The sequence below is a fragment of the Burkholderia sp. BCC0097 genome (assembly GCF_902832985.1).
Lineage (GTDB): Bacteria > Pseudomonadota > Gammaproteobacteria > Burkholderiales > Burkholderiaceae > Burkholderia > Burkholderia orbicola.
Genome location: NZ_CADFDM010000001.1, coordinates 379,036 through 404,532 on the forward strand (window position 1 = coordinate 379,036; position 25,497 = coordinate 404,532).

The 25,497-nt window shown below is 66.4% G+C and carries 20 protein-coding genes; 15 read left to right on the plus strand and 5 right to left on the minus strand.

From position 1 onward, the window contains the following. Positions 1-34: 34 nt before the first annotated feature. Positions 35-1,150 carry a GlxA family transcriptional regulator gene (locus HWX07_RS01615; RefSeq protein ID WP_011547094.1) on the minus strand — a complete coding sequence of 372 codons (1,116 nt, stop codon included), beginning with the start codon at positions 1,148-1,150 and terminating at the stop codon, positions 35-37. A 355-nt stretch (positions 1,151-1,505) separates the two neighbouring features. Here HWX07_RS01615 and HWX07_RS01620 point away from each other — a divergent pair, with 355 nt between their 5' ends. The 11 genes from HWX07_RS01620 (at position 1,506) to HWX07_RS01670 (ending at position 15,922) form a co-directional block, all read left to right on the plus strand. Further along, positions 1,506-2,780 carry a serine hydroxymethyltransferase gene (locus HWX07_RS01620; protein ID WP_175874929.1) on the plus strand — a complete coding sequence of 425 codons (1,275 nt, stop codon included), beginning with the start codon at positions 1,506-1,508 and terminating at the stop codon, positions 2,778-2,780. Positions 2,781-2,818: 38 nt separating this feature from the next. Beyond that, positions 2,819-3,790, plus strand: a complete 972-nt coding sequence (locus HWX07_RS01625; RefSeq protein WP_006480656.1) for a dipeptidase — start codon at positions 2,819-2,821, stop codon at positions 3,788-3,790. 138 nt (positions 3,791-3,928) lie between these two features. Then, on the plus strand, positions 3,929-4,462 hold the full coding sequence (locus HWX07_RS01630) for a DUF5943 domain-containing protein (RefSeq protein WP_006480657.1): 534 nt from the start codon (positions 3,929-3,931) through the stop codon (positions 4,460-4,462). A gap of 76 nt (positions 4,463-4,538) precedes the next feature. Continuing rightward, on the plus strand, positions 4,539-6,602 hold the full coding sequence (locus HWX07_RS01635) for an NADH:flavin oxidoreductase (RefSeq protein ID WP_006488987.1): 2,064 nt from the start codon (positions 4,539-4,541) through the stop codon (positions 6,600-6,602). A gap of 3 nt (positions 6,603-6,605) precedes the next feature. After that, positions 6,606-8,531 (plus strand): (Fe-S)-binding protein, encoded by a 1,926-nt coding sequence (locus tag HWX07_RS01640; RefSeq protein ID WP_175874930.1) that lies wholly within the window; start codon positions 6,606-6,608, stop codon positions 8,529-8,531. Between the two features lie 4 nt (positions 8,532-8,535). Continuing rightward, positions 8,536-9,705 carry an electron transfer flavoprotein subunit alpha/FixB family protein gene (locus tag HWX07_RS01645; protein ID WP_023475631.1) on the plus strand — a complete coding sequence of 390 codons (1,170 nt, stop codon included), beginning with the start codon at positions 8,536-8,538 and terminating at the stop codon, positions 9,703-9,705. Next, complete coding sequence (locus HWX07_RS01650; RefSeq protein WP_175874931.1) at positions 9,702-10,487, plus strand: electron transfer flavoprotein subunit beta/FixA family protein; 786 nt, start codon at positions 9,702-9,704, stop codon at positions 10,485-10,487. The genes HWX07_RS01645 and HWX07_RS01650 overlap by 4 nt, the downstream gene beginning before the upstream one ends. A gap of 53 nt (positions 10,488-10,540) precedes the next feature. After that, positions 10,541-11,782 carry an aromatic ring-hydroxylating dioxygenase subunit alpha gene (locus HWX07_RS01655; RefSeq protein ID WP_175874932.1) on the plus strand — a complete coding sequence of 414 codons (1,242 nt, stop codon included), beginning with the start codon at positions 10,541-10,543 and terminating at the stop codon, positions 11,780-11,782. A 112-nt stretch (positions 11,783-11,894) separates the two neighbouring features. Further along, complete coding sequence (locus tag HWX07_RS01660; RefSeq protein WP_175874933.1) at positions 11,895-13,043, plus strand: hybrid-cluster NAD(P)-dependent oxidoreductase; 1,149 nt, start codon at positions 11,895-11,897, stop codon at positions 13,041-13,043. A gap of 134 nt (positions 13,044-13,177) precedes the next feature. Continuing rightward, positions 13,178-14,041, plus strand: coding sequence for a glycine betaine ABC transporter substrate-binding protein (locus HWX07_RS01665; RefSeq protein ID WP_175874934.1), 864 nt, complete (start codon positions 13,178-13,180; stop codon positions 14,039-14,041). Between the two features lie 225 nt (positions 14,042-14,266). Beyond that, positions 14,267-15,922, plus strand: a complete 1,656-nt coding sequence (locus HWX07_RS01670; protein ID WP_175874935.1) for an APC family permease — start codon at positions 14,267-14,269, stop codon at positions 15,920-15,922. Between the two features lie 110 nt (positions 15,923-16,032). Here the strand turns inward: HWX07_RS01670 and purU are convergent, their stop codons facing one another. Together purU and HWX07_RS01680 are read right to left on the minus strand one after the other, a co-directional pair. Further along, positions 16,033-16,917: a formyltetrahydrofolate deformylase gene (purU, locus tag HWX07_RS01675; RefSeq protein ID WP_175874936.1), complete on the minus strand. Its 885-nt coding sequence runs from the start codon at positions 16,915-16,917 to the stop codon at positions 16,033-16,035. A 204-nt stretch (positions 16,918-17,121) separates the two neighbouring features. Further along, a complete protein-coding gene (locus tag HWX07_RS01680) occupies positions 17,122-18,027 on the minus strand; it encodes a LysR family transcriptional regulator (protein WP_175785755.1) in 906 nt (301 codons plus the stop codon). Positions 18,028-18,267: 240 nt separating this feature from the next. Here HWX07_RS01680 and betC point away from each other — a divergent pair, with 240 nt between their 5' ends. The 4 genes from betC (at position 18,268) to HWX07_RS01700 (ending at position 23,714) form a co-directional block, all read left to right on the plus strand. After that, positions 18,268-19,818: a choline-sulfatase gene (gene betC, locus HWX07_RS01685; RefSeq protein WP_175874937.1), complete on the plus strand. Its 1,551-nt coding sequence runs from the start codon at positions 18,268-18,270 to the stop codon at positions 19,816-19,818. A 45-nt stretch (positions 19,819-19,863) separates the two neighbouring features. Further along, the gene (gene choX, locus HWX07_RS01690; protein ID WP_175874938.1) at positions 19,864-20,832 is read left to right on the plus strand and encodes a choline ABC transporter substrate-binding protein; all 969 of its coding nucleotides are present in this window, start codon (positions 19,864-19,866) and stop codon (positions 20,830-20,832) included. A 260-nt stretch (positions 20,833-21,092) separates the two neighbouring features. Next, positions 21,093-22,232 carry a porin gene (locus tag HWX07_RS01695; protein WP_175874939.1) on the plus strand — a complete coding sequence of 380 codons (1,140 nt, stop codon included), beginning with the start codon at positions 21,093-21,095 and terminating at the stop codon, positions 22,230-22,232. A 240-nt stretch (positions 22,233-22,472) separates the two neighbouring features. Further along, the gene (locus tag HWX07_RS01700) at positions 22,473-23,714 is read left to right on the plus strand and encodes an MFS transporter (protein WP_175874940.1); all 1,242 of its coding nucleotides are present in this window, start codon (positions 22,473-22,475) and stop codon (positions 23,712-23,714) included. A 13-nt stretch (positions 23,715-23,727) separates the two neighbouring features. On the opposite strand, the gene HWX07_RS01705 is transcribed toward HWX07_RS01700, so the two are convergent. Together HWX07_RS01705 and HWX07_RS01710 are read right to left on the minus strand one after the other, a co-directional pair. After that, a complete protein-coding gene (locus HWX07_RS01705) occupies positions 23,728-24,090 on the minus strand; it encodes a YbjQ family protein (protein ID WP_175874941.1) in 363 nt (120 codons plus the stop codon). Positions 24,091-24,220: 130 nt separating this feature from the next. Then, the gene (locus HWX07_RS01710) at positions 24,221-25,474 is read right to left on the minus strand and encodes a M20/M25/M40 family metallo-hydrolase (protein ID WP_175874942.1); all 1,254 of its coding nucleotides are present in this window, start codon (positions 25,472-25,474) and stop codon (positions 24,221-24,223) included. Between the last annotated feature and the right edge of the window lie 23 nt (positions 25,475-25,497).

The window sequence follows — 25,497 nt, forward strand, 5'->3', positions numbered from 1 at the left end:
CGCTCGGCATGTTTCCTCCCGCACAGCGCCCGCCTCACGCATGCAGCACACGCGCCGGAAACGCCGGCGCAGCACTCACCGCACCCTGCGCGAGCGGCGCGACCTGCTTGCGGCGCTCGCGCGTCGGCGCGACGCCGAACGCGTCGCGATAGCTCTTGCTGAAGTGGCATGCCGACTGGAAGCCGCACGCCATCGTGATGTGCATGATCGACATGTCGGTCTGCAGCAGCAACTCGCGCGCACGGCGCAGCCGCAGCGTCAGGTAGTAGTGCGTCGGCGTCATTCCGAGATGCTCGCGGAACAGGCGCTGCAACTGCCGCTGCGACATGTTCGCGAGTCGCGCGAGCTCTTCGCGCGACAGCGGCTCCTCGATGTTGTTCTCCATCAACGAGATCACTTCGAACAACGACTTGTTCGCCGAGCCGAGGCGCGCGACGAGCGGCATGCGCTGCTGCGCACTCGTGTCGCGCACGTGTTCGACGATGAACTGCTCGGCGATCTGCGTGACCCGGGCCGTGCCCACGCGCGCGGCGATCAGGTTCAGCATCATGTCGAGCGGTGCGACGCCGCCCGTGCATGTGATGCGGTCGCGATCGATCACGAACAGTTCCTTCAGGAAGCGCGTGTCCGGAAACTCTTCCTTCAGCGCCGACATGTTCTCCCAGTGGATCGCGCACGCGTAGCCCGCGAGCAGCCCCGATTTCGCGAGTGCATAGGTGCCCGTGCACAGGCTGCCGAGCGGGATGCCCGAGCGCGCGAAGCGGCGCAGCGTCGACAGATGGGCGGGCGTGGTCGCACGCTGCACGTCGACGCCGCCGCACACGAACACGATGTCGGGTTGCCCCGCGCATTCGGCCGGGCCCGTGTCGACCGTGAGGCCGTTGCTCGCCGTGACCGGACCGCCGTCCGGGCTGATCACCGACCAGCGGTAGAGCGGCTGGCCGCTCAGGTAGTTCGCCATCCGAAGCACCTCGATCGCATTGGTGAACGCGATCATCGTGAAGTTCGGTAACGGCATGAACGCGAAGTGGGACAGCGACGCTGTGCGGTCGGGCGACATGGGGAGCGTTCCTTGAATCTCTAATAGCTTTTGGCCCGGGGCACGGATCGGGCTGCGGTATTGTGTGAGCGAGTGCAACAAGCGTGCCATACGGCTAAACCCTAGCTCCATACGTTGTCTGGGCATCGGGCCGTTGCTGCACTGCACCGTATCCGGGAGACGCCGCACGCGAACGTGCGGCAAACGCACTGCCGGTGTGCGTGTCCATAGGTGAACACTGCACACCGTTTCGGGCGGTCGTCCCGAAAAGCACGACCGGTCACTTGTATAAAACGGACGCGCATGGCGGAAAAGGCAAAGAACGCGTCTAAATTCATCAATCCGCCGAAAATCCGAACGACAAGAATAGAGCCGTCGGCAGCCTTGTACTGGACGAGCGGGAAACCCAGGCACGGCGGGCCCTGAGCTTCGGTTGCAGCCCTTTATTCTTCGTCACGGACGCACTATGTCGAACACCCAGCCTTTCTTCTCGCAGCCCCTTGCCGAGCGCGACGCGCCGGTGCGCAGCGCCATCCTGAAGGAACTCGAGCGTCAGCAGTCGCAGGTCGAGTTGATCGCGTCGGAAAACATCGTGTCGCGCGCCGTGCTCGAGGCGCAGGGCTCGGTGCTGACCAACAAGTACGCGGAAGGCTATCCCGGCAAGCGCTACTACGGCGGCTGCGAATTCGCCGATGAAGTCGAGGCGCTCGCGATCGAACGCGTGAAGCAGATCTTCAACGCCGGCTATGCGAACGTGCAGCCGCACTCGGGCGCGCAGGCGAACGGCTCGGTGATGCTCGCGCTGGCGAAGCCGGGCGACACGGTGCTCGGCATGTCGCTGGATGCCGGCGGCCACCTGACGCACGGCGCGAAGCCGGCGCTGTCCGGCAAGTGGTTCAACGCCGTCCAGTACGGCGTGAACCGCGACACGCTGCGCATCGACTACGACCAGGTCGAGGCCCTTGCTCACGAGCACAAGCCGAACCTCATCATCGCCGGCTTCTCGGCGTACCCGCGCGCGCTCGACTTCGCACGCTTTCGCGCGATCGCCGACAGCGTCGGCGCGAAGCTGATGGTCGACATGGCGCACATCGCGGGGGTGATCGCCGCGGGCCGCCACGCGAACCCGGTCGAGCACGCTCACGTCGTCACGTCGACCACGCACAAGACGCTGCGCGGCCCGCGCGGCGGCTTCGTGCTGACCAACGACGAGGAGATCGCGAAGAAGATCAACTCGGCGGTATTCCCCGGCCTGCAGGGCGGCCCGCTGATGCACGTGATCGCCGGCAAGGCCGTCGCGTTCGGCGAGGTGCTGCATGCCGACTTCAAGACCTACATCGACAACGTGCTCGCGAACGCGCAGGCGCTCGGCGAAGTGCTGAAGGCCGGCGGCGTCGATCTCGTCACGGGCGGCACCGACAACCACCTGCTGCTGGTCGACCTGCGCCCGAAGGGCCTGAAGGGCGCGCCGGTCGAGCAGGCGCTGGAACGCGCGGGCATCACCTGCAACAAGAACGGCATCCCGTTCGACACCGAGAAGCCGACCGTCACGTCGGGCATCCGCCTCGGCACGCCGGCCGGCACGACGCGCGGCTTCGGCGTCGCGGAGTTCCGTGAAGTCGGCCGCCTGATCCTCGAAGTGTTCGACGCGCTGCGTGCGAACCCGGAAGGCGACCCGGCAACCGAACAGCGCGTGCGCCGCGAGATCTTCGCGCTCTGCGAGCGCTTCCCGATCTACTGATCGACCCCACAAGAACAGTCACACGAGCGAGAGCAGATATGAGCACGCTGCATCAGGACAGCATCATCATCGACGGACTGAACATCTCGAAGTTCGAGAAGCCGGTGTTCGAGGACATGCGAAAGGGCGGCATCACGGCCGCGAACTGCACGGTGTCGGTGTGGGAGAACTTCACCAAGACCGTCGACAACATCGGCGTGATGAAGAAGAAGATCCGCGACAACGGCGAGCTTCTGACGCTCGTGCGCACGACGGACGACATCTTCCGCGCGAAGAAGGAAGGCAAGACCGGGATCATCCTCGGCTTCCAGAACGCGCATGCGTTCGAGGACAACCTCGGCTACATCGAGGCGTTCGCCGACATGGGCGTGCGCGTCGTGCAGCTCTGCTACAACACGCAGAACCTGGTCGGCACCGGCTGCTACGAGCGCGACGGCGGCCTGTCGGACTTCGGCCGCGAAGTGATCACCGAGATGAACCGCGTCGGCATCATGGTCGACCTGTCGCATGTGGGCGGCAACACGTCGTCGGAAGCGATCGCGTTCTCGAAGAAGCCGGTGTGCTATTCGCACTGCCTGCCGTCGGGCCTGAAGGAACATCCGCGCAACAAGAGCGACGCGCAGCTGAAGGAGATCGCCGATGCGGGCGGCTTCGTCGGCGTGACGATGTTCGCGCCGTTCCTGAAGCGCGGCATCGAAGCGAACATCGACGACTACATCGAGGCGATCGACTACGTCGTGAACCTGATCGGCGAAGACGCGGTCGGCATCGGCACGGACTTCACGCAGGATTTCGCGAAGGAATTCTTCGACATGCTCACGCATGACAAGGGCCGCTATCGCCAGCTGACGAACTTCGGCAAGGTGATCAACCCGGACGGCATCCGCACGATCGGCGAATTCCCGAACCTGACGGCCGCGATGGAACGCCACGGCTGGAGCGAGTCGCGCATCCGCAAGATCATGGGCGAGAACTGGGTGCGCGTGTTCAAGGACGTGTGGGGCGCGTAAGCCCTCGCCGAGCCGAACCGCTCCCTTCGTTTCAACATAAAAAAATCGGGACGTGCCCGCGCAAGCAGCGTGGGCGCGCGGACGATGTCGCGCCGGCGCACCGAGCCGCGCGGCCAATTTCCTCACGGAGTCACCACGATGCAACCGCAACTGCCGATCAACGTCGATCCCGATACCGGCGTCTGGACCACCGACGCGCTGCCGATGCTATACGTGCCGCGCCACTTCTTCACGAACAACCACGTCGCCGTCGAGGAAGCGCTCGGCGTCGAAGCGTATGCCGAGATCCTCTACAAGGCCGGCTACAAATCCGCTTACCACTGGTGCGACAAGGAAGCGAAGCAGCACGGCATCACCGGCATGGCCGTGTTCGAGCACTACCTGAAGCGCCTGTCGCAACGCGGCTGGGGCCTGTTCTCGATCATCGAGGCCGATCCGGCGAGCGCACGCGCGAAGATCGAGCTGCGCCACTCATCGTTCGTGCTCCAGCAGCCGGGCAAGGAAGGCAAGCTCTGCTACATGTTCGCGGGCTGGTTCGCGGGCGCGATGGACTGGGTCAACGACACGACGCCGGAAGGCAAGGGCGCGCCGCGTGCGTACTCGAAGGAAGTGCAGTGCGCGGCCGAGCATCACGACCACTGCGTCTTCGAAGTGTCGCCGATCGCGCACTGATGCACTGACGCATTGATTCACTGAAGCAGAACAACACCCGCAACACGAGACATTCGAACGCCAGAGGTCGCCAGCGATGCGTTATCCCCACCTGTTCAAACCCATGCAGCTGAACCAGCTGACGCTGCGCAACCGGATCGTCAGCACCGCGCACGCGGAGGTGTATGCCGAGCCGGGCGGCCTGCCGGGCGACCGCTACATCCGCTATTACGAAGAAAAGGCGAAGGGTGGCGTCGGCCTGGCCATCTGCGGCGGTTCGAGCCCGGTGTCGATCGACAGCCCGCAAGGCTGGTGGAAATCGGTGAACCTGTCGACCGACAAGATCATCGATCCGCTCACGCGCCTGGCAGACACGATGCACAAGCACGGCGCGAAGATCATGATCCAGGCGACGCACATGGGCCGCCGTTCGTCGTTCCACGGCGAGCACTGGCCGCACCTGATGTCGCCGTCGGGCGTGCGCGAACCCGTGCACCGCGGCAACGCGAAGATCATCGAGATCGAGGAAATTCGCCGCATCATCGGCGATTTCGCGGCGGCCGCGAAGCGCGTGAAGGCGGCCGGCATGGACGGCATCGAAATCTCCGCCGCGCACCAGCACCTGATCGACCAGTTCTGGAGCAAGCGTTCGAACCATCGCACCGACGAATGGGGCGGCAGCCTCGAAAACCGCCTGCGCTTCGGCATCGAAGTGCTGACGGCCGTGCGCGAGGCGGTCGGCAAGGATTTCTGCGTCGGCCTGCGCATGTGCGGCGACGAATTCCACGAGGACGGCCTCGATCACGAAGCGCTGAAGGAAATCGCGCAGGCGATGTCGGAGACGGGCCTGATCGACTACCTGAGCGTGGTTGGGTCGGGCGGCGACACGCACAACACGATCGCCAACTGCATGCCGCCGATGGCGTTGCCGCCGGAGCCGTTCGTGCACCTCGCGGCTGGCATCAAGTCGGTCGTGAAGATTCCGGTGATGCACGCGCAGAGCATCCGCGACGCGGGCCAGGCCGAGCGCCTGCTCGCGAACGGGATGATCGACCTGGTCGGCATGACGCGCGCGCAGATCGCCGATCCGCACATGGTGATCAAGATCCGCGACGGCCGCGAGGACGAAATCAAGCAGTGCGTCGGCGCGAACTACTGCATCGACCGTCAGTACAACGGCCTCGACGTGCTGTGCATTCAGAACGCGGCGACGTCGCGCGAAGCGACGATGCCGCACATCATCGAGAAGTCGCGCGGCCCGAAACGCAAGGTCGTGGTGGTCGGTGCCGGCCCTGCGGGCCTCGAGGCCGCGCGTGTCGCGAAGCTGCGCGGCCACGACGTCGTGCTGTTCGAGAAGAACGCGGAAGTGGGCGGCCAGGTGATGATCGCCGCGAAGGCGCCGCAGCGCGAGCAGATGTCGGGGATCATCCGCTGGTTCGACATGGAAACGAAGCGCCTGGGCGTCGACCGGCGCCTCGGCGTGGCCGCCGACGAGAAGATGATCATGGCCGAGAAGCCGGACATCGTCGTGCTCGCGACAGGCGGGTCGAGCTTCACGTGGCAGGTGCCGGCGTGGGGCGTGGCCGAAGGCCTCGCCGTCAGCTCGTGGGACATCCTGACCGGCAAGGTCGAGCCGAAGCAGAACGTGCTGCTGTTCGACGGCGTGAGCACGCATGCGGGCGCGGGCGTGGCCGACTTCATGGCGAGCCGCGGCTCGAAGGTCGAGGTCGTCACGCCGGACGTGAAGGTGGCCGACGATTGCGGCGGCACGACGTTCCCGATCTTCTATCGCCGCCTGTACGCGTTCGGCGTGATCCCGACGCCGAACACGATGCTCGATCGCGTCTATGAAGAGAACGGCAAGATGATCGCCGTGCTGCGCAACGAGTACACGGAAGAACTGGAAGAGCGCGCCGTTGACCAGGTGGTGATCGAGAACGGTTCGTCGCCGAACGACGAACTGTACTGGAAGCTCAAGCCGGAATCGGTGAACCGCGGCCAGATCGACCCGCACACGCTGTTCGCGGCCGAGCCGCAACCGTGCCTGTCGGAAGAACTCGGCAACGGCCGTTTCCTGCTGTTCCGTGTCGGCGACTGCATCTCGATGCACAACGTCCACGGTGCGATCTACGACTCGCTGCGTCTCGTGAAGGATTTCTAAAAGATGAACCCGTCCTTCCTCATTACCGCCCTGTTGTGGCTGTCGGTGGCGGGGCTCGCGTTCGCGGTCGCGAAGCGCTCGTCCTACTGGCGCCTGGGCCGCGCGACGGCGCCCGGCTCGTTCGGCGTCGCGAACCTGTTCGCGATCCCGAAGCGTTATTTCGTCGACCTGCACCACGTGGTCGCCCGCGATCCGTACATCGCGAAGACCCACGTCGCGACCGCCGGCGGCGCGATCGGCGCGCTCGCGCTGGTGTTCGTCAACTACGGCCTCGCGATCTACTCGCCGTGGCTCGACAAGCTGATCTTCCTCGCGGCGCTCGCGATGCTGGTCGGCGCGGTATTCGTGTGGCGTCGACGCGCGGCGAAGGACGTACCGGCGCGCCTGTCGCGCGGCCCGTGGAACACGCTGCCCTGGCTGCTCGGTTCGTTCGCGCTCGGCCTCGTGCTGTTCATGCTGGTGCCGACCAGCGCGATGTCGGGTACGTTCGCGGTGCTCTGCGCGCTGCTGATCGGTATCGGCGCATTCACGATGACGGTCGGTGCCGCGAAGGGCGGCCCGATGAAGCATGCGATCGCCGGGCTGCTGCACCTCGCGTTCCACCCGCGCCAGGAGCGTTTCGCGGCGACGCGCGAATCGTTCACCGGCAACGGCACGGCCACGCCGCCGACCGCGCTGAAGCTGCCGGACATCGAGCACCAAGAGTACGGCGTCGCGAAGCCGGTCGAATTCCGCTGGAACCAGCTGCTGAGCTTCGACGCATGCGTGCAGTGCGGCAAGTGCGAAGCCGCGTGCCCCGCGTTCGCGTCGGGCCAGCCGCTGAATCCGAAGAAGCTGATCCAGGATCTCGTGGTCGGGATGGCCGGCGGCACCGATGCGGCATACGCGGGCAGCCCGTCGCCGGGCATCCCGGTCGGCCAGCATCGCGGCGAGCCGAACGGCCCGATCGTGTCGGGCCTGATCGAGGAACAGACGCTGTGGTCGTGCACGACCTGCCGCGCGTGCGTGCAGGAATGCCCGATGCTGATCGAACACGTCGACGCGATCGTCGACATGCGCCGCAACCGCACGCTCGTGCACGGCACGGTGCCGGGCAAGGGCCAGGAAGTGCTCGCGAACCTGCGCGAGACCGGCACGATGGGCGGCTACGACACGGCCGCGCGCTACGACTGGTCGGTGGACCTGAGCGCGCCAGTCGCGCAACCCGGCAAGCCGGTCGACGTGCTGTTCGTCGCGGGCGAAGGCGCGTTCGACATGCGCTACCAGCGCACGTTGCGCGCGTTCGTCAAGGTGCTGAACAAGGCGGGCGTCGATTACGCGGTGCTCGGTTCGACCGAGACCGACACGGGCGACGTTGCCCGCCGGCTCGGCGACGAAGCGACGTTCCAGCAGATGGCGAAGCGCCTGATCGGTACGCTCGGCACGCTGTCGTACAAGCAGATCGTGACGGCCGACCCGCACGTGATGCACAGCCTGCGCAACGAATACCGTGCGCTCGGGCTGCGCGTGACGGTCAAGCATCACACGACCTATCTGGCCGAACTGGCCGACAGCGGCAAGATCGCGCCGAAGGCGGTCGAGGCGCTGCAGGAGAAGCGCACCACGTATCACGATCCGTGCTACCTCGGCCGCTACAACGGCGAGATCGAGGCACCGCGCAAGCTGTTGAAGACGATCGGCATCCAGGTCGTCGAGATGGAGCGCAACGGCATGCGCGGCCGCTGCTGCGGCGGTGGCGGCGGTGCGCCGCTGACCGATATCCCCGGCAAGCAGCGCATCCCGGACATCCGCATCGCCGACGCGCGCACGATCGGCGCGGACGTGGTCGCGGTGGCCTGCCCGAATTGCACGGCCATGCTCGAAGGCGTCGTGGGCCCGCGCCCCGACGTGCTCGACGTCGCCGAACTCGTCGCCGCCTCGCTGGAGTGAATCGATGAATACGATCAAACGAATCGATCCGCGCCGGCCGTTCATCATCACGGCCGCCGGCCTGAAGCGCATCACGCTCGGCGAGGAAGGCAGCGCCGATGCGAACGCCGCGCAATGGTCCGCGCACGGTCATGGCGCCGCGGCAGCGAAGCCGCGCCGCGCGCTGCAGGACCCGAAGCACGTGATGCTGGTGGTCGCCCATGGCGAACGCGGCGCGCTCGACGACCATTCACGGCAGGCGATCGCCGCCGCCGCCGTGCTGGCCGATGCGCAGACGGAAGTCGCGCTGCTGGCATTCGGCGAACTGAAGGATGACGTCGCGGAACTCGGCGTCGACAAGCTGATCGAGCTGGCCGGCTTCGATCGCCGTGCGTTCGATCCCGAAAGCGAACTGCAAGCATTGCAGGCCTGCGTGGCCGCGCTCGCACCGAAACACGTGTTCGTGCCCGACAACGCGACGGGCGACGGCGATCTCGGCCGGCGTTACGCGGCGGCCGCCGGCGCCAGCGTCGCGACCCACGTCGTCGAGATCGATGCGAAGCATGTGGGCGCGTATGCGCAGGCCGGCCGTGCATTCGCGACCCGTGCGCTGCCCGACGTGATCCTGCTCGCGCAAAACGCGGTGGACGCGAAGCTGCCGTTCGTCGGCGCGGGCGAGCGGCTGGCCGCCGATTTCATCCGCCCCGCGCATGACGCCGCGCAGCCGTACCGCGATCTCGGCCTCGACGAAATCGACGCGGCCCAGGTCGCGCTCGAGGAAGCCGATTTCATCGTGTCGGCCGGCAACGGCGTGTCCGACATCGGCGCGTTCGAGCGGCTGGCCGGCGTATTCGGCGCGGCGATCGGCGCGAGCCGCGTCGCGGTCGACAACGGCCACTTCACGCGTGACAAGCAGGTCGGTGCGACCGGCAAGACGGTCGAGGCGAGCGTGTACATCGCGTTCGGCATCTCGGGCGCGGTGCAGCACCTGCAGGGGATCAAGGACTGCCGCCACGTGATCGCGGTCAACCTCGACGGCAGCGCGCCGATTGCGAAGCGCGCGAACCTGACGGTGGTCGGCGACGCGCAGGCGACGATCGCCGCGCTGATCGAACAGGTCCAGGCCGCGCGGGCCGCGCGCGGCGAATCGCCGGCCGCGGTCGGCACCCGTGAACCCGAAGGAGTCGCCGCATGAACGCCCCTCGTCCCTTGCAACGCATCGCGGTGCTCGTGTCCGTCGGCCGGCATCCGGTCAGCGGCGTCGCGCGCTACAGCCGCAACGATGCGGCCGCGCTCGAAACCGGCCGCCAGCTCGCCGAGCAGCATCGCGCGACGCTCGACGTGATCCATGCCGGCGACCCCGCGAATGCGGCGCTGGCCGAGTATCTGGCGCTGGGCGCGCGGGAGGTCGAGGTGCTGGCCTGCCGCGACGGCGACGATGCCGTGCATGCGCTCGCCGCGCGCGTCGAAGGCTACGACCTCGTGCTGACCGGTACGCGCGCCGAGGGCGCGTACGACACCGGGATGCTGCCGTACCGCGTCGCCGCGGCGCTCGGCTATCCGCTCGTGGGCTCGGCCGTCGACGTGACGGTCGAGGGTGGCCGTGCCGCGGTCCGGCAATTTTTGCCGAAAGGGCTGCGGCGGCGTGTCGATGCGGCGCTGCCGGCCGTCGTCGCCGTCCACCCGCTCGCTGGTGTCGAGCCGCGCTATGCGTATGCGCGGCTGCGCGCCGGCGCGATCCGGCCGGCGCTCGCGGCCCCCGGGACGGACGCCGACGCCAGCGCGTGGACGGTCGGCCCGGTCGAGCGTAAACCCGTAAAGCTGGTCGCCGCCGAGAAGCGCTCCGGGCACGCCCGGATGCTGTCCGCGACGACGACCGAGAGCCGTGGCGGCAACGTCGTAAATGAAGGGAGTTCGGTCGAAAAAGCACAAGTGATCCTCGCGTATTTGCGCGAGCATCAGCTCATCGACTACTGATTTTGATGCCTGTCGGCAAGCAACCCAGGGATGCAAGGAATCCGGAGCAAACGATGAAAGTATCGGCAGACATTCGTGCACTGATCGAACGCCGCAAGGAAGGCCACAGCCTCGAAGCGCCGTTCTATACGAGCGAGGACATCTTCGCGCTCGACATGGAGGCGATTTTCCGCCAGCACTGGATCCAGGTGGCGATCGAACCGGACATTCCCGAGCCGGGCGATTACGTGACGGTGCAACTGGGCAACGATTCGATCCTGATCGTGCGCGACGACGACATGGCGATCCGCGCGTTCCACAACGTGTGCCGTCACCGCGGCGCGCGCCTGTGCAACGAAGATAAAGGCTCGGTCGGCAACATCGTGTGCCCGTACCACAGCTGGACCTACAACCTGACGGGCCAGTTGATGTTCGCGGAGCACATGGGCGAGAAATTCGATCGCTGCAAGCACAGCCTGAAGTCGGTGCACGTCGAAAATCTCGCGGGCTTGATCTTCATCTGCCTCGCTGACGAGCCGCCGGTCGATTTCGCGCAGATGCGCGCCGAGATGGAGCCGTACCTGCTGCCGCACGATTTGCCGAACACGAAGATCGCCGCGCAGATCGACATCATCGAGGAAGGCAACTGGAAGCTCACGATGGAGAACAACCGCGAGTGCTATCACTGCGTCGCGAACCATCCGGAGCTGACGATCTCGCTGTACGAATACGGCTTCGGCTACCAGCGTTCCGACGCGAATGCCGAAGGCATGGACGCGTTCGCCGAAACCTGCGTGCGGCGCGGCAAGGAGTGGGCCGAGATGGGCCTGCCGTCCGCCGAAATCGAAAAGCTGCTCGACGTGACGGGTTTCCGCACGCAGCGTCTGCCGCTCGACCGTCACGGCGAATCGCAGACGCTCGATGCGAAGGTCGCGTCTAAGAAGCTGCTCGGCGGCTTCGACAAGGCCGACCTCGGCGGTCTGTCGTTCTGGACGCAGCCGAACTCGTGGCACCACTTAATGAGCGATCACATCGTGACGTTCTCCGTGATCCCGCTGTCGGCCGGCAAGACGCTCGTGCGCACGAAGTGGCTCGTGCACAAGGACGCGAAGGAAGGCATCGACTACGACGTGAAGAACCTCACGGCCGTGTGGAACGCGACCAACGACCAGGATCGCGCGCTCGTCGAATTCTCGCAGCGCGGCGCGACCAGCAGCGCATACGAGCCGGGCCCGTATTCGCCGTACACGGAAGGCCTCGTCGAAAAATTCTCGGCCTGGTACATCGGCCGGCTCGCCGAACAAACCGGCGCGTAGTATCCAGCAGCGTATAAGCGGAGCAACTGATGAAACGACCCCCACGCTCACTGCGTTCCCTGCCCCCCAAGGGGGCGGTCAGCCTCCTTGGGGCGGCCCGGCGGAGGCTGACATGATGCGAGATGCGGCCAATTTCGAGCCGGCGGATAGCCGGGTGACGCACCCGGCCTTCTGGAACGCGCTGCCCGAGCGCTGGACGAGCGACGTCGAGGAGACGCTGGTGTGCTGCCACGTGCGGCAGGAAACGCACGACGTGAAGAGTTTCTTCTTCCGTTCGCCGCAGGGCCGCACGTTCTCGTTCGAGCCCGGGCAGTTCATCACGCTCGAGCTCGACATCGACGGCGAGACGATCAATCGCTGCTACACGATCTCGTCGTCGCCGGCGCGGCCGCACACGATTTCGATCACGGTCAAGCGCGTGCCGGGCGGCAAGGTGTCGAACTGGCTGCACGACAACCTGCAGCCGGGCGCGTCGGTGCGCGTGCTCGGCCCGGCCGGCGAATTCACCTGCGCACGGCATCCAGCGCGCAAGTACCTGTTCCTGTCGGCCGGCTCGGGCATTACGCCGCTGATGTCGATGAGCCGCGCGCACCACGATCTCGCGGAGGATCGCGACATCCTGTTCGTGCACAGCGCTCGCACGCCGGACGACATCATCTTCGCGCGCGAGCTCGACCTGATCGCGTCGAACCATACGAATTTCCGCACGTCGTTCGTCGTCGAGCGCGTCGGCGCACGCACCAACTGGCCGGGCGTCACGGGCTTCCTGACGCTGCCGCTGCTGAAGCTGATCGCGCCGGATTTCATGGAACGCGAGATCTTCACGTGCGGCCCCGCGCCGTACATGAAGGCGGTGCGCGATCTGCTCGACGAAGCCGGTTTCGATCGCAAGCAGTATCACGAGGAAAGCTTCTCGTTCGAAACGCTCGCGCAGACCGCGAGCGACGAAGTGCTCGCCGAACTCGTGCCGCCGGTCGAAGGCGGTGACGCCGCGACGAAGCAGTACATGGTCAGCTTCGCGAAGAGCAACCGCGAGATTTCGTGCGGTTCGGAGCAGCACGTGCTCGATGCGGCGCGCCAGTCTGGCGTGCGGCTGCCCGCATCGTGCACGCAGGGCATGTGCGGCACCTGCAAGGTGAAGCTCGTGTCGGGGCAGGTCGAGATGAAGCACAACGGCGGCATCCGCCAGCGCGAGATCGATCAGGGGATGGTGCTGCTGTGCTGCAGCAAGCCGCTGTCGGATCTGGTGATCGACAAGTAGTCGACACTCGCCATCGGCTGTCCGGGCGCGTCGCGTCCGGACAAGCATCTGTCGGAAAACAACGATACCGCGGATTTGTGGTTGAAGAACCTAGAGAGACGACGCGCACGGTGCGCAGACCAAGGAGATCGACCATGAAACTGTTTGGAAAACTGGTTTGGACCGGCGCCCTGTCGGCCATGGTGGCATTGAGCGCATCGGCGCTGGCCGATACGAAGCCGACGCTGAAAATCGGCTACGTGGAAGGCTGGGACGACAGCGTCGCGACGTCGAACGTCGCGGCCCGCGTGATCGAGAAGAAGCTCGGCTACGAGGTGAAGCTCGTGCCGGTCGCGGCCGGGATCATGTGGCAGGGCGTCGCGCGCGGCGATCTCGATGCGACGCTTTCGGCGTGGCTGCCGGTCACGCACGGCTCGTACTGGAGCGAATACAAGAGCAAGGTCGTCGACGTCGGCGCGAACTTTCCCGACGCGAAGATCGGCCTGATCGTTCCGGATTACGTGAAGGCGAAGAGCATCGAGGATCTGAACGCGGAGAAGAGCAGCTTCGGCGGCCGCATCGTCGGCATCGATGCCGGTGCGGGTGTGATGCGCAAGACCGACGACGCGATCAAGAGCTACGGGCTGAGCTACACGCTGATGCCGAGCTCGGGCAGCGCGATGACGGCCGAGTTGTCGCGTTCGGTCGGCGCGAACAAGCCGGTGATCGTGACCGGCTGGGCGCCGCACTGGATGTTCGCGAAGTGGAAGCTGCGCTTCCTCGAGGATCCGAAGAAGGTGTTCGGCGGCGCCGAGCACGTCGACAGCGTCGTGAATCCGGGGCTCGAAACGAAGGCGAAGCCGGTCGTCGCGTTCCTGAAGAAATTCCAGTGGAAGCCGGGTGAAATCGACAGCGTGATGCTGGCGATCCAGAACGGATCGAAGCCGGAAGCGGCCGCGGATGCGTGGATTGCGGCGCATGCCGACCGCGTGAATTCGTGGACGGAAGGCGCACAGTAAGCACCTCGAGCTACGTCGTACGAACCATCATAAAAATACGCCGGGAATGGCACACAGGAATCCGAAATAATATGGATGCAATGCGGTCATATCCCGGAATTCTTTTGCGGATTCTGCAAAAAAGCGCGTAAGTTGTTACACTAGCGCCCTTGTGCGGAGTCATCTGCTTTGTATCGGAGCAGCGTAAGCGCGAAAGCGCTGACACTGATCGAGAGGAGGAATTGGATGAGTCAGGCAGGACTGCGTGCTAATCGCACCAGTGATGTTGAGGCAACCATCTCACATGATTCGACGGGCCATACGCTGCACCGTGGCCTGACCTGGAAAGACGCTTTTTGGGTGACGAGCGGCGTGCCGGCAGGCGTGCTGTTCACGATCGGCGGCGTATGCGCGACGATCGGCCAGCCCGCGTGGGCGATCTGGATCGCCGCGATCACGATGGGGCTGATTCAAAGCGCGACTTATGCGGAAATATCCGGGCTATTTCCTCATAAATCGGGCGGCGCGTCCGTGTATGGCGCGATTGGCTGGGTGCGTTACAGCAAGCTGATTGCCCCGGTTTCCGTGTGGTGCAACTGGCTCGCGTGGTCGCCGATGCTTGCACTCGGCTGCGGTCTCGCGGCGAGCTATGCGCTCACGAGTCTCTTTCCCGCCAATGCGGCGGTGCTGCACTGGCAGCTCAAGGTTGCGGATCTCGGGTTCATCAAGCCCGGTCTGTCTTTGCGAATCAACGCGACGTTCATCATCGCGACGATTCTGCTTCTCATCACGTTCAAGCTTCAGCACAGCGGTGCGTCGAAGGCTGCACGTACGCAGCGCATTCTCGGCATTGCATCGCTCACGCCGCTGCTGATCGTCGGCATCGTGCCGTTCGTCACCGGCGACGTGCCGATGTCGAACCTGCTCCCGCTGCTGCCGCTCGGTCACGACGCGCAGGGCAACCTCACGGCCGCGACCTTCGGTTCGTGGAACGGGCAGGGCGTGACGATGGCGCTCGGCGCGATGTTCATGGCCGGCTGGGCGTCGTACGGTTTCGAGACGGCCGTCTGCTACACGCGTGAATTCCGCGATCCGCGGCGCGATACGGCCAAGGCGATCTTCTGGTCGGGCGCGCTGTGTCTGGTCGTGATGACGCTCGTCCCGCTCGCGTTCCAGGGCGCGCTCGGCACGCAGGCGATGCTCGATCCGTCGATCGGCGACGGCACCGGCGTCGCGGCCGCGATGGCGAAGATCGTCGGCGGCGGTGCGTGGGTCGCGAATGCGGTCGTCGTGATGCTGATGCTGTCGATCCTGCTGATCGTGATGACGTCGATGATGGGTTCGTCGCGCACGCTGTACCAGGCATCGGTCGACGGCTGGCTGCCGAAGTACCTGTCGCACGTGAACGAGCACGGCTCGCCCACGCGTGCGATGTGGACCGACCTCGGCTTCAACCTCGTGTTTCTGATGATGTCGGACTACATGACGGTGCTGTCGATCTCGAACGTCTGCTACATGCTGTTCGTATTCCTGAATCTTCAGTCAGGCTGGATCCACCGGATGGACCGCGGCAACTGGGATCGGCCGTTCCGCTGCCCGACCTGGCTGCTCGTCGGGGGTGCGATCTGCGGTTACGCGAACCTCGTCTACGTCGGCGCGGGCGCGAACCTGCAGGGCGAAGGCACGCTGCGCAACGGGCTGATCGCGATGCTGCTGATCGTACCGGTGTTCCTGTTCCGCCACTACTGGCAGGATCGCGGCCGCTTCCCCGCACAGATGCAGCGCGACATGGAGCTGGAAGTGCCGAAGCGCGCGCCGTGGCTGAGCCTGATGCCGTATGCGGCGCTGATCGGGGCGGGGTTGACGATCTGGTTGTCGTATTACTTCGCGTGGGTGAAGTGACGCGGTAAGGCGGGCGCGCCGCCGTCGCACGACGACAAAAAGGCCCAACCGGTTACACGCCGGTTGGGCCTTGTTCGTTTCCGCCGCGTTCGGGTGCGGCCGCCGCCCGCTTATGGAAACACCACTGTCCGGTCGCCATTCAAAAATACCCGCCGCTCGATGAACGCCTTCACCGCACGCGCAAGCGTGAGGCTTTCGACATCGCGCCCCACCGCGAGCAGTTGCTCGGGCCGCAGCGCATGATCGACGCGTTCGACGACCTGCTCGATGATCGGGCCTTCGTCGAGATCGTCGGTCACGAAATGCGCGGTCGCGCCGATCAGCTTCACGCCGCGCGCGTGCGCCTGGTGATACGGCTTCGCGCCCTTGAAGCCGGGCAGGAACGAGTGATGGATGTTGATCGCGCGGTTCGCGAGCTTCGCGCTCGTCTCCTGCGACAGCACCTGCATGTAGCGCGCGAGGATGACGAGCTCGGCGCCGCTCGATTCGAAGAAGTCGAGCCATTGCGCTTCCTGCTGCGCCTTGGTGTCGGCCGTGATAGGGAAGTGCCGGAACGGCAGCCCGTGCTGCGCGGCGAGCGGCTGGAAATCGGGATGGTTCGACACGATGCCGACGATGTCCATCTTCAGCTCGCCCATGCGCCAGCGGAACAGCAGATCCGCGAGGCAGTGCTCGAGCTTCGACACCATGATCAGCACCTTCGGCCGCGCATTGACGTCGTGGATCGCCCACTGGTTGTCGCCGTCGTGGCCGCCGAGTCCGGCCGCGATTGGTGCGAATTCCTGGCGCAGCGCGTCGATCTGCAGCGTTTCATCCGTCGGATGAAAGACGCAGCGCACGAAGAAACGGTTGCTGAGATCGTCGTCGAACACGTTCAGCGCATCGACATAGCAGCGATGGCGATCGAGAAAGCCGACGACGGCGGCGACCTGACCGGCCGCGCTCGGGCACGACAGTGTCAGGACGAATTGATCGGGGCGGTGCTCGGCGGTCATGAGACTCCTCGGATGGCAGGGCGCACGGCCGCGCGGCGGCGCACGACAGCGCCGCGCCGCGCGGGTAGCGGGAGGCTCAAGTAAATCAGGACGATTTCGGCGCGGATAGAACCAACGCGCCGTGTGGCTGGTATCGGTGCGCCAGCGGGCGGGAGCGGGGAAGGGGCGCGCAGAAGCGGAACGGACGCGAGGGCGCGTGCCGCGTCAGGCCGCCGCACACGCGTCGAGCAGCCAGCGCCGGAACACGTGGGTCGCGTCCGGCTCGGGCCGCTGCGGCGGGCGTACCAGGAAGTAGCCGCGCGACGTGACGACGGGCGCATCGACCAGCTTCACGAGCTGGCCGGACGCGACGAGTTCGTCGACGAGCGGCGCCCAGCCGAGCGCGACGCCTTCGCCGAGCAGCGCCGCATGGATCACGAGCGCGTAACTGTTGAAGGTCACGCCGCGGGTGGCGGCCGGCGATTCGAGCCCGTGCGCGTCGAACCAGCCCGACCACGACAGCCAGCGCTCGGGGCGCGTCGGCTGCACGTGCAGCAGCGGTAGCGCAAGCAGGTGGTCGGCCCGCGTGACGCCCCGATGCGCATCGCGGAACGCAGGCGAACAGACGGGCGTGACGGATTCCGGAAACAGCCGCGCGGCGGTGCAGGACGGCCAGTGGCCGTCGCCGAACAGGACCGCGATGTCGCCGTGGTCGCGTTGCGCGTCGTAATCCTGTGACGTGACGACGCGCACGTCGACGTCCGGCATCACGCGTTTCAGCCCGGCCAGGCGCGGCATCAGCCAGTAGGTCGCGAAACCGAAATCGGTGACGATCGTGAGTGCGCCGTGCTCGCGGCGCGCGCGCAGCGTCGCGGTCGCGCCGCGCAGCGTGTCGAGGCTCAGCCGCACGGCTTCGTACAGGCACTGGCCGTCGGCCGTCAGCGTGACGCCGCGCGGGCTGCGTTCGAACAGCGGCACGCCGAGTTCGGCTTCGAGCTGGAACACCTGCTGGCTCACGGCCGGCTGCGTCGAGCCGAGCTCGCGCGCGGCGGCCGTGAAGCTCGCCAGCCGGGCAGCCGATTCGAACGCGCGCAGCGCCTGCATCGACGGTAACGGTTCGGGTTTCGACATAAGTCCCTCTAATGGCCCCATAAGGGCCGGACGCCTACCCGCGTGAATTCGGGCGGGCGATAGTGCAGCGGACGGTACGGCAGATGTGCTTCAAGCGCCGCCACGCAACGCATTCCGCGATTCTAGCCAGCGCGGCCCCCGCGCGCGGCAGTTTCTGCGGACTGCCTCCGTCATGCCGGACGTCTCGCTGCCAAAGCGGCGCGCCGTTCCATTCGAACACTGCTTTCCCCACGATCGCCGATGACGAACCCGACACCCAACATCCTGATCCTGATGGCCGACCAGCTCACGCCGTTCGCGCTGCCGGCGTACGGCAACCGCGTCGCCCGTACGCCGACGCTCGACCGGCTCGCCGCCGAAGGCGTGGTGTTCGACGCCGCGTACTGCGCGAGCCCGCTGTGCGCGCCGTCGCGCTTCTCGCTGCTGACCGGCAAGCTGCCGTCGGGGATCGGCGCCTACGATAACGCCGCCGAATTGCCGGCGCAAACGCTGACGTTCGCACACTACCTGCGCGCGGGCGGCTACCGGACGATGCTGTCCGGCAAGATGCATTTCTGCGGACCCGACCAGTTGCACGGTTTCGAGGAGCGCCTCACGACCGACATCTATCCGGCCGATTTCGGCTGGGTGCCCGACTGGGACCAGCCGACCGAGCGGCCGAGCTGGTATCACAACATGAGCTCGGTGCTCGACGCCGGCCCATGCGTGCGCACGAACCAGCTCGACTTCGACGACGAGGTGACGTTCGCCGCGAAGCAGAAGCTGTACGACGTCGCGCGCGAGCGTGCGGCCGGACACGATGCGCGGCCGTTCTGCATGGTCGTGTCGCTGACCCACCCGCACGACCCGTATGCGATCACGCGCGAATACTGGGATCTGTACCGCGACGAAGACATCGACATGCCGGCCGTGCGGCTCGATGCGGCCGAAAGCGATCCGCATTCGCAGCGGCTGCGCTTCGTCTGCGAGAACGACCGCACGCCGCCGACCGACGCGCAGATCCGCGCCGCCCGCCGCGCGTATTACGGTGCCACGTCCTACGTCGACACGCAGTTCGGCAGCGTGCTGGCCGCGCTCGAGCAATGCGGGTTCGCCGACGACACGATCGTGATCGTCACGTCCGACCACGGCGACATGCTGGGCGAACGCGGGCTCTGGTACAAGATGACGTTCTTCGAAGGCGGCTGCCGCGTGCCGCTGATCGTGCATGCGCCGGGCCGCTTCGGCGCCGCGCGGGTGCGCGGGCCGGTGTCGCACGTCGACCTGCTGCCGACACTCGTCGAGCTGGCCGGCGCCACGCCCGCCGGCGGCTGGCCGGATGCCGGATGGCCGGACCCGGTCGACGGCGCGAGCCTCGTGCCGCACCTGCACGGCACGCCCGCGCACGATGTCGCGCTCGGCGAATACCTCGCGGAAGGCGCGCTTGCGCCGGTCGTGATGATTCGGCGCGGCGACTGGAAATACGTGCATTGCCCGGCCGATCCCGACCAGCTCTACCACCTGTCGGACGACCCGCGCGAGCTGACGAACCTGGCCGGACAGCCGGAGGCCGCCGACGTGCTCGCCGCGTTCCGCGCGGAGGCCGCGCAGCGCTGGAACCTGCCCGAACTGGACCGGCAGGTGCGCGCGAGCCAGCGGCGCCGGCGCTTCCATTACGCGGCGACGACGCAGGGCCGCATCCACGCGTGGGACTGGCAGCCGTTCACCGACGCGAGCCAGCGCTACATGCGCAATCACATCGAACTCGACACGCTCGAGGCGATGGCGCGTTTTCCGCGCGTCGGGCGCTGAGCGTCCGGCGGTGCGAACATTCATGAACGACGGAGGAAGCGGACGATGAAACGGCAATGCAATGCAGCAATCCGAAGGATCGGCGCGGCGCTTGCCGCTGCCGCGTGCGTGGCTGCGACGCCGCCGGCGTATGCCGCCGATCCGCAGACGTGCGACGCCGTGAAGATGGCGGCGCCCGGCTGGACCGACATCGACGCGACGAACGCGATGGCGGGCGTCGTGCTGAAGGCGCTCGGCTACCGGCAGGACGTGGCGAACCTGTCGGTGCCGATCACGTACCAGGGGTTGAAGAAAGGGCAAGTCGACGTGTTCCTCGGCAACTGGATGCCCGCGCAGGCGCCGCTCGTGAAGCCGTTCGTCGAAGAAAAATCGATCGACGTGCTGCACGCAAACCTGAGTGGCGCGAAATTCACGCTCGCGGTGCCCGACTACGTGGCCGCGGCCGGCGTGCATACGTTTGCCGATCTCGCGCGCTATGCGGACCGTTTCGGCGGCAAGATCTACGGGATCGAGCCCGGCGCGCCCGCGAACCAGAACATCAAGCGGATGCTGTCCGACCACGTACTGGGGGCCGCGAACTGGTCGCTCGTCGAATCGAGCGAGACGGGCATGCTCACGCAGGTCGAGCGCGCGGTGCGCGACAAGCGCTGGATCGTGTTTCTCGCGTGGGAGCCGCATCTGATGAACACGAAGTTTCATCTGACGTATCTGTCGGGCGGCGATGCGTACTTCGGCCCGAACTACGGCGGTGCGACGGTCAACACGGTCACGCGCGCCGGGTTCGCCGGCCAGTGCACGAACCTCGCGCGGCTGTTCCGGCAGATGACGTTCTCCGTCGACGTCGAGAACCGGATGATCGCCGACATGCTCGACCACAAGACGTCGCCCGCGCTCGCGGCGCAGCATGCGCTGAAGGCCGAGCCGGCGCTGGTCGCCGGCTGGCTCGACGGCGTGACGACGGCGGCCGGCGCACCGGGCCTGCCGGCCGTGCGTGCGGCCCTCGACGGCCGCTGATTTCCTCCCTCCGGGCGGCCGGTTTTTACCGTGCTGCCCGTCTACGTGTTTTCCCGATCCGTCGCATGGCGACCATTTAGTGTCGCCTTCAGACGGGTGACCTGAAATATGGGTTTGTATTTTTCGCCAATGGCTGCGTTATTGCGGAAAACGAAATACCGAAGCCAGCGGGGCGGTCTGAATTCGAATCCACCGGCGCATCGCGGCACGCGTCGGGACGAGATTCTATCCATCGAACGGTTCAGGGAGGGTGGTCGATAATGAAGCATACGAAAGTTGCCGTAGCCGCCGCGCTTGCATGCGCGGCCTGTATTCCCGCCGTCGGACATGCGCAAAGCAGCGTGACGCTGTACGGGATCCTCGACGCGGGCATCACGTACGTGAACAACACGGGCGGTTCGCACGTGGTCAAGTTCGACGACGGCGTCGCCTACGGGAACCGCTTCGGCCTCAAGGGCACCGAAGACCTGGGCGGCGGCCTGAAGGCCGTGTTCACGCTCGAGAGCGGCTTCCATCTCGGCAACGGGCAACTCGGTTTCGGCGGGGCGGAATTCGGCCGGCAGGCGTATGTCGGCCTGCAGAACGACTGGGGCACGCTGTCGTTCGGCAACCAGCTCGACATCACGAACGAGCTCGTATCGATCTACAACATCTCGGCGTGGGGCAGCGGCTATGCGATCCACCAGGGCGACTTCGACCGCTTCAACGGCGACCGCCTGCCGAACTCGGTGAAGTTCCTGTCGAGCGACCTGAGCGGCTTCAAGTTCGGCGCGATGTACTCGTTCGGCAACGTCGCGGGCAACTTCCATCGCAACAGCGCCTGGAGCGCGGGCGCGAGCTTCACGAAGGGTGACTTCTCGATCGGCGCCGCGTACACGCGCCTGAACAACCCGAACGGCATCTACGCATTCGATCCGTATGCGATGATCGGCACGCACACGTTCCTCGGCCAGCAGACCGTCACCGTCGATCCGGCAACCGGCGCGCGCACCGACCTGTTCGCGAACACGCCGATGGACGTCGACAGCCAGGGCACGTTCGGCATCGGCACGAGCTACACGATCGGCAAGCTGACGCTCGACGCCAACTACTCGTACACGACGATCAAGGGCTTCGGCCAGTCGTCGCACATGCAGGTGTACGAAGGCGGCGGCCTGTACCAGTTCACGCCGGCGCTGAGCTTCATCGCGGGCTACCAGCACACGCGCTTCGAAGGCCATCACTGGAACCAGGGCACGGCGGGCCTGCATTACCTGCTGTCGAAGCGCACGGACGTCTACATCTCCGGCGATTACCTGCGCGCGTCGCAGGGCGTCGATGCGGTGGTCGGCTACAGCTTCACGCCGTCGACGACGCAGACGCAGGCCGACGTGCGGATCGGGATGCGGCATTCGTTCTGAGCGCAGTGGCGGGATGGTGTGACGTCTTCAGCGAGGTCTCTCTTTGGCGCGAACCGCGGTTCGCGCTTTTTTTTGTGCGATGCGCCGGCTCGATGGCGCTCGGGGCAGGCGGCCGGCCGGTTTTCGGCGGTTGGCATATCATCGCGCTTTGGCCGCGTCCGCACCGTTGCCGCACGCATCCGCGTGCGTCGTCGTTTTCCCGAACGGTTGCGGTGCGCACCGCCAACCGCCGAGAACCCGATGACCACGCCCGTGCCCGATTTATCCCCGTTACCCGCCAACCTGTTTCGCCACGCGCCGTTCCAGCGTTTCTGGGGCGCGCGCGTGATGTCTTCCCTGGCTTTCCAGATCCTGTCGGTCGCAATCGGCTGGTATGTCTACGCGCTCACGCACAGCGCGTTCGCACTCGGTCTCGTCGGCCTCGCGCAGTTCGTGCCGATGTTCGCGCTGACGCTCGTCGTCGGGCAGGTGGCCGACCGCTACGACCGCCGGCGCATCGCGACGATCTGCCAGAGCGTCGAGGCACTGGCCGCCGGCGTGTTCCTGCTCGGCGCGGTGCAAGGGTGGCTGGCCGCGCCGGCCGTGTATGCGCTCGCGGCGATCGTCGGCACGGCGCGCGCGTTCGAGTCGCCGTCGGTGTCGTCGCTGTTGCCGGCCGTCGTGCCGCGTACCGACCTGCCGCGCGCGACCGCGCTGTCGACGTCGGCGAACCAGGCCGCGCAGATCCTCGGGCCCGCGTTCGGCGGGTTGCTCTACGGTGTCGGCGCACCCGTCGCGTTCGGCACGAGCGTCGCGGCATTCGCGGTCGCGGCGATGCTGAGCGGTACGATTCCGCTGCGCAGCGCGCCGCCCGCCCGCGAGCCGGTCACGCTGCGCTCGGTGTTTTCGGGTATCGCGTTCATCCGGCGCGAGCCGGCGATTCTCGGCGCGCTGTCGCTCGACCTGTTCGCGGTGCTGTTCGGCGGCGCGACCGCGCTGCTGCCGATCTATGCGCGCGACATCCTTCAGGTCGGCCCGTGGGGGCTCGGGGCGCTGCGCGCGGCGCCGGCGGTCGGCGCGCTCGCGGGCACGCTGTGGCTCACGCGTTTTCCGTTGAAGGGCCGGCCGGGCCGCGCGATGTTCGGCGGCGTGATCGCGTTCGGCATCGCGACGATCGTGTTCGGGTTGTCGCGGCACTTCGCGTTGTCGCTCGTGGCGCTGGCCGCGCTCGGCGCATCGGACGTGATCAGCGTCGTGGTGCGCCTGTCGCTCGTGCAACTGCGCACGCCCGACGACATGCTCGGTCGCGTGAGCGCGGTCAACTCGCTGTTCATCGGCACGTCGAACCAGCTCGGCGAATTCGAATCGGGCGTGACGGCCGCGTGGTGGGGCGCGCCGGCCGCGATCGTCGTCGGCGGCGCGGCGACGATCGCCGTCGCGCTGGTATGGATGCGGCTCTTTCCGCAGCTCACGAACATGAAGTCGCTCGAACGCGACGCGTGACGCGCATCACACGTCACGCGTCCTGCGTGACGCGCACGGCCGTGCCGTAGCAGATGACTTCGGTCACGCCCGAGCCGATCTCGGTCGAGTCGTAGCGCATCGCGACGATCGCATTCGCACCGAGCTTGCGTGCCTCGTCGAGCATCTTGTCGAACGCTTGCTCGCGCGCTTTCTCGCATAGCGACGTATAGAGCGTGATGTTGCCGCCGAAGATCGTCTGCAGCGACGCGCCGAACGAGCCGACGATCGAGCGCGAGCGCACGACGATGCCCTGCGCGACGCCGAGCGAGCGAACGGTCGTATGGCCGGGCAGGTCGAACGCGGTCGTGACGCGGGCGGGCGACAGGTCGTCGATGGAGCGAGTGGGTTCGGTCATGGTGGGCAGCGTGTAGCGAGTGGTCGAACGACGATTCTAGCCCGACGGAGAAAAGGCATTCGAACGGGCGCACCACGCAGGTGAACGCCCGTTTCATTGCCGAACGCGAGGAAACGCTCGGCAAGTACGCTCAGCGCTTGACCGTCGCGCCGGCAATGCCGCCGAGATCGACCGCATAGGCCAGTGCCAGCTTGCCGAACTTCAGCGCATGGTTGGCCTGTCGATCGGAGTTCTCCAGCGTGTCGTTCACCGTGTGGATGTACGGGCTGTCATTCTGGTCGGCCTCGAACGGGAACGATGCCGGATACCCCTGCGCATTCCACGATGCGTGGTCCGAGCACGCATACCCGCACTGCGACGTGCCGATCGCCAGCTCCGGCAGGTAGGTCGCCGCCAGATTCTTCACGTAGGTGTTCTGCGCCGCGTTCGTGTAGTCGGTGATCAGGTAGATATCCTTCGGATCGCCCTTGTAGTTCGTCATGTCGAGCTGCAGCACGCCGACCACGTTCGCATTCTGCGCCCGGAACTGCTTCGCGATCGCCTTCGAACCCAGCAAGCCGGCTTCCTCGGCCGCATAACCGACGAACTTGATGGTCCGTTTCGGCCGGTAGTTGTTCGCGAGCAGCACGCGCAGCGCCTCGGTCAGGCTGGCGATGCCCGATGCATCGTCGTCCGCGCCGGGCGAGCGGGTGTTTTCCGTCGTGCGGCCGACGGTCGAATCGAGGTGGCCGCCGAGCACGACGGTGCCGGCAGCCGGATCGCTGCCGCGGATCGTCAGGATCACCGATTTCTGCGGAAAACCCGTATGCGCGAACTGCTCGACGGTGATGTCGGCACGCGAACCCGCCAACTGCTTCCATTGCAGCGCGAGCCAGTCGGATGCGGCGACGCCGTGCGACGTCGTGTAGTAGCGGTTCGTGAAACCGGACAGCGACGTGATCGTACCGACGATGTTGCTGGCCTGCAGTTGCTGGACCCACGTGCCGATCTGCGGCACGTTCGACACCGTGTACGCGGGGGCGGCGGCCTGTTTCGCGAGCGTCGCCGGCAACGGTTGCAGCGCCTGCCGCGCGTCGTCGAACGAATCGTGCACGACGTAGCCGGGCCCGTGGCCGCGCGTGTGGTGGACCGCGTGGGCCAGCTCGCCGAGCCGGGTGTCGTCGATCTCGACGACGTGAACGGTTTCGCGGCGCGCGGCGCCGTCGGCCGCGTTGCCGGCGTCGACGGTCGTGCTGTATTGCGCGGTTGCGGTCGCATCGATGCGTTGAAGCTGGCGGAACGCGGTGTCGCCGAGCGTGATCCAGACGGGTGTCGCGTGCGCGGCGGCGGTCAGCAGCATGCCGCCCAGCGCGGCGCTCAGGCGGGTCGGTTTCAGAGTAGGCATGTTCGATCTCGTGGGGATGGCGA

What these genes read in the sequence shown, in the direction of transcription:
- HWX07_RS01615 (WP_011547094.1), bottom strand. Translation starts at nt 1,150, where the DNA reads ATGGCACGCTTGTTGCACTCGCTCACACAATACCGCAGCCCGATCCGT.
- HWX07_RS01620 (WP_175874929.1), top strand. Translation starts at nt 1,506, where the DNA reads ATGTCGAACACCCAGCCTTTCTTCTCGCAGCCCCTTGCCGAGCGCGAC.
- HWX07_RS01625 (WP_006480656.1), top strand. Translation starts at nt 2,819, where the DNA reads ATGAGCACGCTGCATCAGGACAGCATCATCATCGACGGACTGAACATC.
- HWX07_RS01630 (WP_006480657.1), top strand. Translation starts at nt 3,929, where the DNA reads ATGCAACCGCAACTGCCGATCAACGTCGATCCCGATACCGGCGTCTGG.
- HWX07_RS01635 (WP_006488987.1), top strand. Translation starts at nt 4,539, where the DNA reads ATGCGTTATCCCCACCTGTTCAAACCCATGCAGCTGAACCAGCTGACG.
- HWX07_RS01640 (WP_175874930.1), top strand. Translation starts at nt 6,606, where the DNA reads ATGAACCCGTCCTTCCTCATTACCGCCCTGTTGTGGCTGTCGGTGGCG.
- HWX07_RS01645 (WP_023475631.1), top strand. Translation starts at nt 8,536, where the DNA reads ATGAATACGATCAAACGAATCGATCCGCGCCGGCCGTTCATCATCACG.
- HWX07_RS01650 (WP_175874931.1), top strand. Translation starts at nt 9,702, where the DNA reads ATGAACGCCCCTCGTCCCTTGCAACGCATCGCGGTGCTCGTGTCCGTC.
- HWX07_RS01655 (WP_175874932.1), top strand. Translation starts at nt 10,541, where the DNA reads ATGAAAGTATCGGCAGACATTCGTGCACTGATCGAACGCCGCAAGGAA.
- HWX07_RS01660 (WP_175874933.1), top strand. Translation starts at nt 11,895, where the DNA reads ATGATGCGAGATGCGGCCAATTTCGAGCCGGCGGATAGCCGGGTGACG.
- HWX07_RS01665 (WP_175874934.1), top strand. Translation starts at nt 13,178, where the DNA reads ATGAAACTGTTTGGAAAACTGGTTTGGACCGGCGCCCTGTCGGCCATG.
- HWX07_RS01670 (WP_175874935.1), top strand. Translation starts at nt 14,267, where the DNA reads ATGAGTCAGGCAGGACTGCGTGCTAATCGCACCAGTGATGTTGAGGCA.
- purU (WP_175874936.1), bottom strand. Translation starts at nt 16,917, where the DNA reads ATGACCGCCGAGCACCGCCCCGATCAATTCGTCCTGACACTGTCGTGC.
- HWX07_RS01680 (WP_175785755.1), bottom strand. Translation starts at nt 18,027, where the DNA reads ATGTCGAAACCCGAACCGTTACCGTCGATGCAGGCGCTGCGCGCGTTC.
- betC (WP_175874937.1), top strand. Translation starts at nt 18,268, where the DNA reads ATGACGAACCCGACACCCAACATCCTGATCCTGATGGCCGACCAGCTC.
- choX (WP_175874938.1), top strand. Translation starts at nt 19,864, where the DNA reads ATGAAACGGCAATGCAATGCAGCAATCCGAAGGATCGGCGCGGCGCTT.
- HWX07_RS01695 (WP_175874939.1), top strand. Translation starts at nt 21,093, where the DNA reads ATGAAGCATACGAAAGTTGCCGTAGCCGCCGCGCTTGCATGCGCGGCC.
- HWX07_RS01700 (WP_175874940.1), top strand. Translation starts at nt 22,473, where the DNA reads ATGACCACGCCCGTGCCCGATTTATCCCCGTTACCCGCCAACCTGTTT.
- HWX07_RS01705 (WP_175874941.1), bottom strand. Translation starts at nt 24,090, where the DNA reads ATGACCGAACCCACTCGCTCCATCGACGACCTGTCGCCCGCCCGCGTC.
- HWX07_RS01710 (WP_175874942.1), bottom strand. Translation starts at nt 25,474, where the DNA reads ATGCCTACTCTGAAACCGACCCGCCTGAGCGCCGCGCTGGGCGGCATG.